Source organism: Calothrix sp. CBUCES-K 9914 (genome assembly GCF_059640475.1).
Map to the genome: position 1 here is coordinate 1 of NZ_JBXXZH010000370.1, position 6,771 is coordinate 6,771.

General features: G+C 38.9%; 6 protein-coding genes. 1 reads left to right on the top strand and 5 read right to left on the bottom strand.

The window, feature by feature from the left end:
* Positions 1–52 precede the first annotated feature (52 nt).
* The 5 genes from AC2JBO_RS41465 to AC2JBO_RS41485 all read right to left on the bottom strand — a co-directional run bounded on the left by AC2JBO_RS41465 (position 53) and on the right by AC2JBO_RS41485 (position 5,011).
* Entirely contained in the window at positions 53–841 is a 789-nt protein-coding gene (locus AC2JBO_RS41465) for an MOSC domain-containing protein (RefSeq protein WP_496959456.1), read from the bottom strand.
* 33 nt (positions 842–874) lie between these two features.
* Positions 875–1,816, bottom strand: coding sequence for an FTR1 family iron permease (locus AC2JBO_RS41470; RefSeq protein ID WP_496959457.1), 942 nt, complete (start codon positions 1,814–1,816; stop codon positions 875–877).
* A 244-nt stretch (positions 1,817–2,060) separates the two neighbouring features.
* Complete coding sequence (locus AC2JBO_RS41475; protein WP_496959458.1) at positions 2,061–2,498, bottom strand: ferritin-like domain-containing protein; 438 nt, start codon at positions 2,496–2,498, stop codon at positions 2,061–2,063.
* Between the two features lie 223 nt (positions 2,499–2,721).
* On the bottom strand, positions 2,722–3,771 hold the full coding sequence (locus tag AC2JBO_RS41480; RefSeq protein ID WP_496959459.1) for a ComEA family DNA-binding protein: 1,050 nt from the start codon (positions 3,769–3,771) through the stop codon (positions 2,722–2,724).
* Positions 3,772–4,009: 238 nt separating this feature from the next.
* The gene (locus tag AC2JBO_RS41485; protein WP_496959460.1) at positions 4,010–5,011 is read right to left on the bottom strand and encodes a multicopper oxidase domain-containing protein; all 1,002 of its coding nucleotides are present in this window, start codon (positions 5,009–5,011) and stop codon (positions 4,010–4,012) included.
* 647 nt (positions 5,012–5,658) lie between these two features.
* On the opposite strand from AC2JBO_RS41485, the gene AC2JBO_RS41490 reads away from it, so the two are divergent.
* Complete coding sequence (locus AC2JBO_RS41490) at positions 5,659–6,597, top strand: energy-coupling factor ABC transporter permease (protein ID WP_496959461.1); 939 nt, start codon at positions 5,659–5,661, stop codon at positions 6,595–6,597.
* Positions 6,598–6,771: the final 174 nt, after the last annotated feature.

Genomic DNA, 6,771 nt, shown 5'->3' on the forward strand with positions numbered 1-6,771 from the left:
GCAACTAAATATTAATACTTAAGCATTAGATGTGAGTTAACTGTAAAAATGGTTACTGTATAGTAAGTGTGTTTCCTAGAGTAATATTTCCGTTGTTGATAATTATTCCTAAAACGCCTGTTTGCGTATGTTGAAAGCGATTTTTGAGAATTGAGAGTAAAGCAATATCACGTTCTCCGGTAGAGGGGTTGACTTCTATATTCAAGCAACGATTAATTCGTGCGGTAATTTCAACTAGCGCGTTTCCAATTTTGATTTGTTTTTCTACCCAGTCAAACTCACTCCATGCGGGTATGCCATCTACTACAATATTGGGACGGAAGCGGCGAACGTCTATTTGCTTACCAGTTATTTCACTTAAATTATCGATGCTTGCTTGACTAACTATAGATATATGTCCTGCTTCTCTATCTTGATAGCGGGTTTTGTTATGCGAACCCACTAATTGTAAAGGCGCCCGCTTATTAATGCTTGGACTTGGATAGCTTGCAGCTAAATATCCTGTAAAAAACGTTGAGATATCATTACGTCCGGTTGTAGTACTCGTATCCGCAACGAGTAACTCTACTCCTTTACGTTTAATTGTTAATTTTTCTGATATTACATTGTAAAAACAATCTAATGCTGCTAAAGAGTGCCAGTCGTTTTGCATGGCAAAGTTACCCTTTTTCATCCACGGTACTTCAATATGAGCATCTGCTGGGTCTTGCTTATACATCAAGGCAAACGCTCGGTCTCCTGGTATGCCATGATCAACTTTGAGGAAAACAGATTCTTGTGTTTGTGGAGTTAATCCTTTAATAGGATGAATGAATAACTGTTTGATAAAAATATTTGTCATGGCTTAAATGGTACGGTGGCTTATGCCAACATACTAACCTTTTTGTGTAACTGGTTTTTTACTACCACCACCACTAATACTGCGAAGATAAATACCACCAATTGAAAACAAGAAAACCAAATAAGCAATAGCTTGCACAAGATAAAGATGGTGCTGGTATCCAAATAATGCTTTGAAAATAATACCAGGAAACTCTTCGTCAGGTAAAATTTTAGATGTATTCCAAACTAACGGCCCAAGAATACACGAATGAATTTTGGTAAAACGCTCGTAGTAGAAACAAAGGTCTTGTGACGCGCGACTATAAGATGCCAGAGACGCTGCTGCTGCATCAAACCTACTTAATGCTGTTACAACTAATCCTGCCACAATTAATACAAGTAAAATACCCATCACTTGGAAAAACTGACGAATATTAAACTTGATTCCTAATTTAAATAAACCAACACCTATAAAACCAGCACTAATAATACCTAATATTGCACCAAGTCCGGCGCCATATGCTCCGCTGCCTGTATTTGTAGTAATTAACGCGACTGTCTCAAAACCTTCGCGCGCTACCGCTACAAATATTAATGTAAAAATATTTCGCGCCGCTGTTTTATCGTTTTTCAATGCATCAGACAAGGCGCCTTCAACAGAAGCTTTCATATATCTAGCTTGCTTAGTCATCCAGATTAACATCCAACTAAGCATAATCACAGCCAGCACACTGAATACCCCTTCATAAAGGAATTCAATTACACCTGCATACTGGGGAAACGCGCGCTGTAAAGCTGGCACAAATAATTGAAACAAAAATGCTAAAACAAAACTTGCGGCAACTCCAGTTCCCAAACCGATATAAACCCATTTGTTGAGTCGCGTTTGTCCGGCTTTTTTGAGAAATGCCAGTACAATACCCACAACAAGAGCAGCTTCGACTCCTTCGCGAAGCGCAATCAAAAAAGTAGATAAGGCAGCAGTAAAATCCATAGTAGGGTGCGTGACGCTATCACAATTTTTAAACGAAGCTAGTAGTCTAGTGGCGTCACGCACCAAAGCAGGTTACAAAGTAGGGTGCGTGACTTAAACAAAGCATGAGTTTTCTACTGGTGTTAAGCACCTGGCACGAAGGCGCCGAGTAGTCACAACCACGAGAGCGCGGTGCGTGACGCTACAAGTCTTATAACTAGGTTGAAATTCCTTCTACCGTCACGCACCCTACGAAATAAATTAATTATTGACTAAAATCGCGTAGCATTTTTTTCAACTCTAGATTGTGGAGTTCTTCCTGACCAATCATTGTACGAGCAAATTCTTCTAAATAAATACTAGCATCAAGAACTGCATCAAGTAACTCTTTATACAGTGATAATGCCTTCTTTTCGTGCGCCAAGCTTTCTTCTAGAATGTGTTTTACTGTGTGCTTATATGTTTCCTCCATTGGGGCAATTTTTAGGCTAGGATGTCCATCTAAACCTGTAAGAATTTCACCAGCTTGTTGGGCATGAAGCAGTGATTCGCTTGCTTGTGCCTTAAAAAAATCTACAATTGGAATTCGATATGGACCTGTCACCATTAATGAATAGTGCGTGTAACGAACAACACCTGCTAGCTCAAATTCCATGATGGTATTAAGCAGGTCGATTGCTTTTTGCTGATTAAGTTCTTGCATCAGTTACCAATTCACCTTACGTGCATAAAAGGCAATTCATGATTGTAATTTTAGCCTTGAAAAATATAGCAAGGTCGCAAACGGCACCTGAACTATAACGGCTCTTAATAATTACATCGTTTTTCGCCTACCCTGTATTTTAACTCCCTAGGAAACTTATATAAGTGTTATATAAACAAGATTTGAAAGAAACCGGGTTTCTATAGAACCCAGTTTCTAACTGCTATAACTGCGCTTTTGTCGAAGCTTTGTCTATCGCTTTTTGCGACTCAGCTTCGATAGCTTTTACCAACTTCGTGACTTCTAGAGGCGCCTTAACTGGTGTTGCAGGAGGAATAGCTCCAGGCCAAACTTTTGTTAGTTCAGCCATACTGGTTGTAATATTTTTGTGAACTTCAGGATTTTCGTTTGACATGCTGCTAGCTATACTCTTGTATAGATCATTCGCATAGCTAACAAAACCGCGCGAGTCTTGGTATTCAATTGCAGCAGAAATCTTACCATCAGCTACAGCAGCACTATATTCAGAGTTTGCGGAGTCGAGTAAACCGTTGATTACCTGTAAGTTAAAAGCATTCTTTGTACGTTCTGGTTGGGGTAGTACCGCTATTGCACCGTCAACCGCTTGCATTGAGCTAGTAAAGTTGGTTTTAACTTTGTCTGCTTTACCGTTCGACTTGACCAAATCTTGCAAGCTAATTAAAGTTGTCTTGAATTCTTTTACCTTGCGTTCGTTAAGTTGTTCTTCAACGTCAGTATAAATTTCTTCTACCGGGTGTCCAATATGAGGTTCTGCGGCTTTAGGCTGGTTCAAGTCGAGTAGTTCTTTTGCGACTATTAAGTGTCCTTTCATCAACCCTAACTTGGTCATGTAGTCAACATCTTTGGCTTCACCTGTAAGCTGAACTTCCTCTATCGTCACCATGTCTTTGATTTTGTCAAATTGCTCTTGAGTTAATATCTTTTTAGATACTAATTCTTCTGGTGAAGCATAAGTACGACCCGCTTGGATTTTATTCGATAATGCGGGTACACCAAGCATTCCTTCAAACTTGTCTAACTCTGATAAAATCGCGGAATTTATGTTTACTTTCTTGCCATGACCACTGTGTGAGCTAGTAGTTGATGTATTCGCTGCACTCGTATTAGAAACAACAGGTGCTGTGTTGCTTCCATTGTTATCAGCAGAAGGCGCCCCACCACCAGCACAAGAACTAAGTGCAACAATCGCACAAGCTGCAACTGTTAAAAATATGTAACGTGGTCTAAACATTTTTACTCCTGATATTCCTAATGATTGTCAAAAAGCCTATACATTAAATCAATTCAAGCTAACGAACTAAAATTCGACGGCTTGTCATATTATTGACTAAGTTAGTGTTGCATTTACTGTTAGCATTTTCAATAATTTTACTTTTTTTAAACTTCATTTAATAATCGTATTTATTGAGATGTAATGGTGCCTCATTCTTAATTAAACTACTAATTGAACTAGTAATTGAATATTTGTATCAAGCCTTTGCAGTCGTAGGTACAACCTCAAACTGTCCCATACAGCCATTCTCCGCAACTGCATCCTGATGTGGGTGGAACATATACTTACCGGGATAGCGAAAAGAAAACTCTAATATATGTCTTTCTGCAATACCCATCGTAATCACATCGCTTTTCTCACTTGGAGTCATGCTCATACCATATCGATACACATCAAAAAAGTTCGCGTGAAGGTGAAATGTTACAGCTGGGTCAAACTCAATAATGTTAAGAAGATAAAGTCTGATTAACTGGTCTTTATAAATGCGAATCGGATTATCCATATAATAGTGTGGCAATCCGTTGAAAGCATAATGCTCATTATGGTTATCTTCGTTTACATCATATCCAGCCATTATCAACACTATTTCGTCAGCAGGTGGTCTTGCACGGGGTGGGTCGATAATAAACATTCCATATAAACCCTTGGCTATATGTCGAGTTACAGGCTCAATATGGCAATGGTAAAGATGAACTCCATAGGGTTCCGCATCAAACTCGTAAATTGTAGCCTTACCATTACTAATTGGTCGTACCCCATCCATCTTTGCTGGGTGAACTCCATGAAAATGCAGCGAGTGAGAATGACCTGCTTGGTTTAAAAATAACACCCGTACTCGTTCACCTTGTTTTGCTCTTAGGGTCGGCCCGGGAATCCTGCCATTTAAATCCCAAATATTATACGACACCGCAGTATTTAGCTGAATTGTCGATGTTCCTGCTGTCAAGCGGAACTCTCGAATAGTTCGCCCATTCTCGTGCTTGACTGTGCCATAGTCAAAGTCACGCACTATCTTCATTGGATTCATCGCTGCTGTAACAGGCGCCTCCATCGGTGGTATTCTCACTGGCGACTGACGCGAAGTCAGTGTCTGCCATAATGCCGTCCCACTGATTACTCCGGCGCCAGCTAATCCAAATTTCAGTAGTTGGCGCCGACCAAACAAGTCCCCATAAAGCAAAATAAAGTTGTTGGGCATGGTTTGAGATTATTTTGCAACAAAAGAACAACTGCAAACTATTTGCAACTAGCGTTAATATTATATTAAGTATAGATTGTTGTCAATAAATCTCAAGAAGATTATAATTCATTGTTTCTACTGCTCTCAATCAAGCTATATTCAGGGTTTCAGTCAAATCCAATCAACCATTATTAAGTTTATTCTCAATATATTAAGTTATTAAAACAAAATTGGTTGCTTTGTAAATTTGTATCAAAAACTTATTTAAAAGCAATTTTACTGTTACTTTTCTTACTCACTTATAATTTAAAAGTATGGTATTATATCAGATAACTAACAGTATTAAATATATAAACTATTTAAAATAAAATTATTTCTTTAAATAGTATCTGTTAAACTATACAACACATATTTATTCGAGTAATTTACTTTGCTATAACAGTGTTCATAAAACTGAAATAAGAATTAAAGCTAAAATTTGTATAAAAAAGCAGAAGGATATAAAAATACGAAAAATACTACTGCTAATCCTTCTTAAGAAGTATTAATAATCCCCTATAGGGGCATTGAAAATTGGTGAATATTTTGTTTTTTATTAAGTTTATATACTAACAGAATCTTCAGTGGTAGAGTATCAAAAATGACATTGATAAATGGAGAAAATTATGCATATTCCTGATGGGTTTATTTCTCCATCGGTAGCTGCGGTAACGGGTGTTGTGAGTGTTGCAGCGCTCGGAGTAGCGGTAACGCGCGCGAAAAATGCATTTGGTGTACGTAGCGCGCCAGTTTTAGGATTAACAACGGCATTTGTTTTTGCAGCACAAATGATAAACTTTCCTGTAGCAGGTGGTACAAGTGGTCATTTATTGGGTGGAACTTTAGCGGCAGTAATCTTGGGTAGTCCTTGGGCAGGAACGCTTTGTATTGCCACAGTTTTAATTATTCAAGCGGTATTATTTGCCGATGGTGGAATTACAGCACTAGGTGCCAACATTTTGAATATGGGTTTGGTGGGAGTTTGGGTTGGTTGGACTTTGACTCAACCTCTATTACGATTACTGGGTGGTAAAAGAAGTCGTTTGCCACTAGCTGCTGGAGTTGCCGCCGGTATCAGCGTTGTGCTAGCGGCAATAGTCGCATCGATTGAATTAGCACTATCCGGAACGGCGCCAATTAATATAGTTTTACCTTCAATGACAGGAATTCATATCTTGATTGGTGTTGGAGAAGGATTAATTACAGGGGGAGTACTAACTTATCTTTCAACCGCGCGACCGGATTTACTGCCTGGAGAGCAACACGAGTTCAAAGGTTGGTTAGTTCCTGTTGTCAGTATTTTGCTAATTGCTGGAGTCTTATCGCTATTCGCATCGGCATTTCCCGATGGGTTGGACTGGGTATCAGAGCAAACGGGTTTTAGTAAATTAGCAGACAACGTTCGCGTTTCAGTTCCTACACCCTTTGCTGATTATCAAATAAAGGGACTTGACAAGATTGGCACTAGTATTGCTGGAATTCTTGGTTCTCTGGTTTGCTTTGGTCTAGCATTTGGTCTTGCCAATATCATGAAAGGTTCTCCTTCTCACAGTCGCCAGAATTGATCCCCCCTAACCCCCCTTAATAAGGGGGGAACAAGAGAAGAAGCAATAATTAATACCATACTTAGCAACAATTAATACAATATTCAAACAAATCCTAGCCCCCCTTATTAAGGCAGGGCTGTTTCATTCCCTCTCAAATCGGATTTGTCAAGATGGTTAGCTATAAAAATCATA

Bases quoted from the DNA above. Each gene is read 5' to 3' on its own strand.
- AC2JBO_RS41470 (WP_496959457.1), bottom strand. From the start codon at position 1,816: ATGGATTTTACTGCTGCCTTATCTACTTTTTTGATTGCGCTTCGCGAA.
- AC2JBO_RS41480 (WP_496959459.1), bottom strand. From the start codon at position 3,771: ATGTTTAGACCACGTTACATATTTTTAACAGTTGCAGCTTGTGCGATT.
- AC2JBO_RS41465 (WP_496959456.1), bottom strand. From the start codon at position 841: ATGACAAATATTTTTATCAAACAGTTATTCATTCATCCTATTAAAGGA.
- AC2JBO_RS41490 (WP_496959461.1), top strand. From the start codon at position 5,659: ATGCATATTCCTGATGGGTTTATTTCTCCATCGGTAGCTGCGGTAACG.
- AC2JBO_RS41485 (WP_496959460.1), bottom strand. From the start codon at position 5,011: ATGCCCAACAACTTTATTTTGCTTTATGGGGACTTGTTTGGTCGGCGC.
- AC2JBO_RS41475 (WP_496959458.1), bottom strand. From the start codon at position 2,498: ATGCAAGAACTTAATCAGCAAAAAGCAATCGACCTGCTTAATACCATC.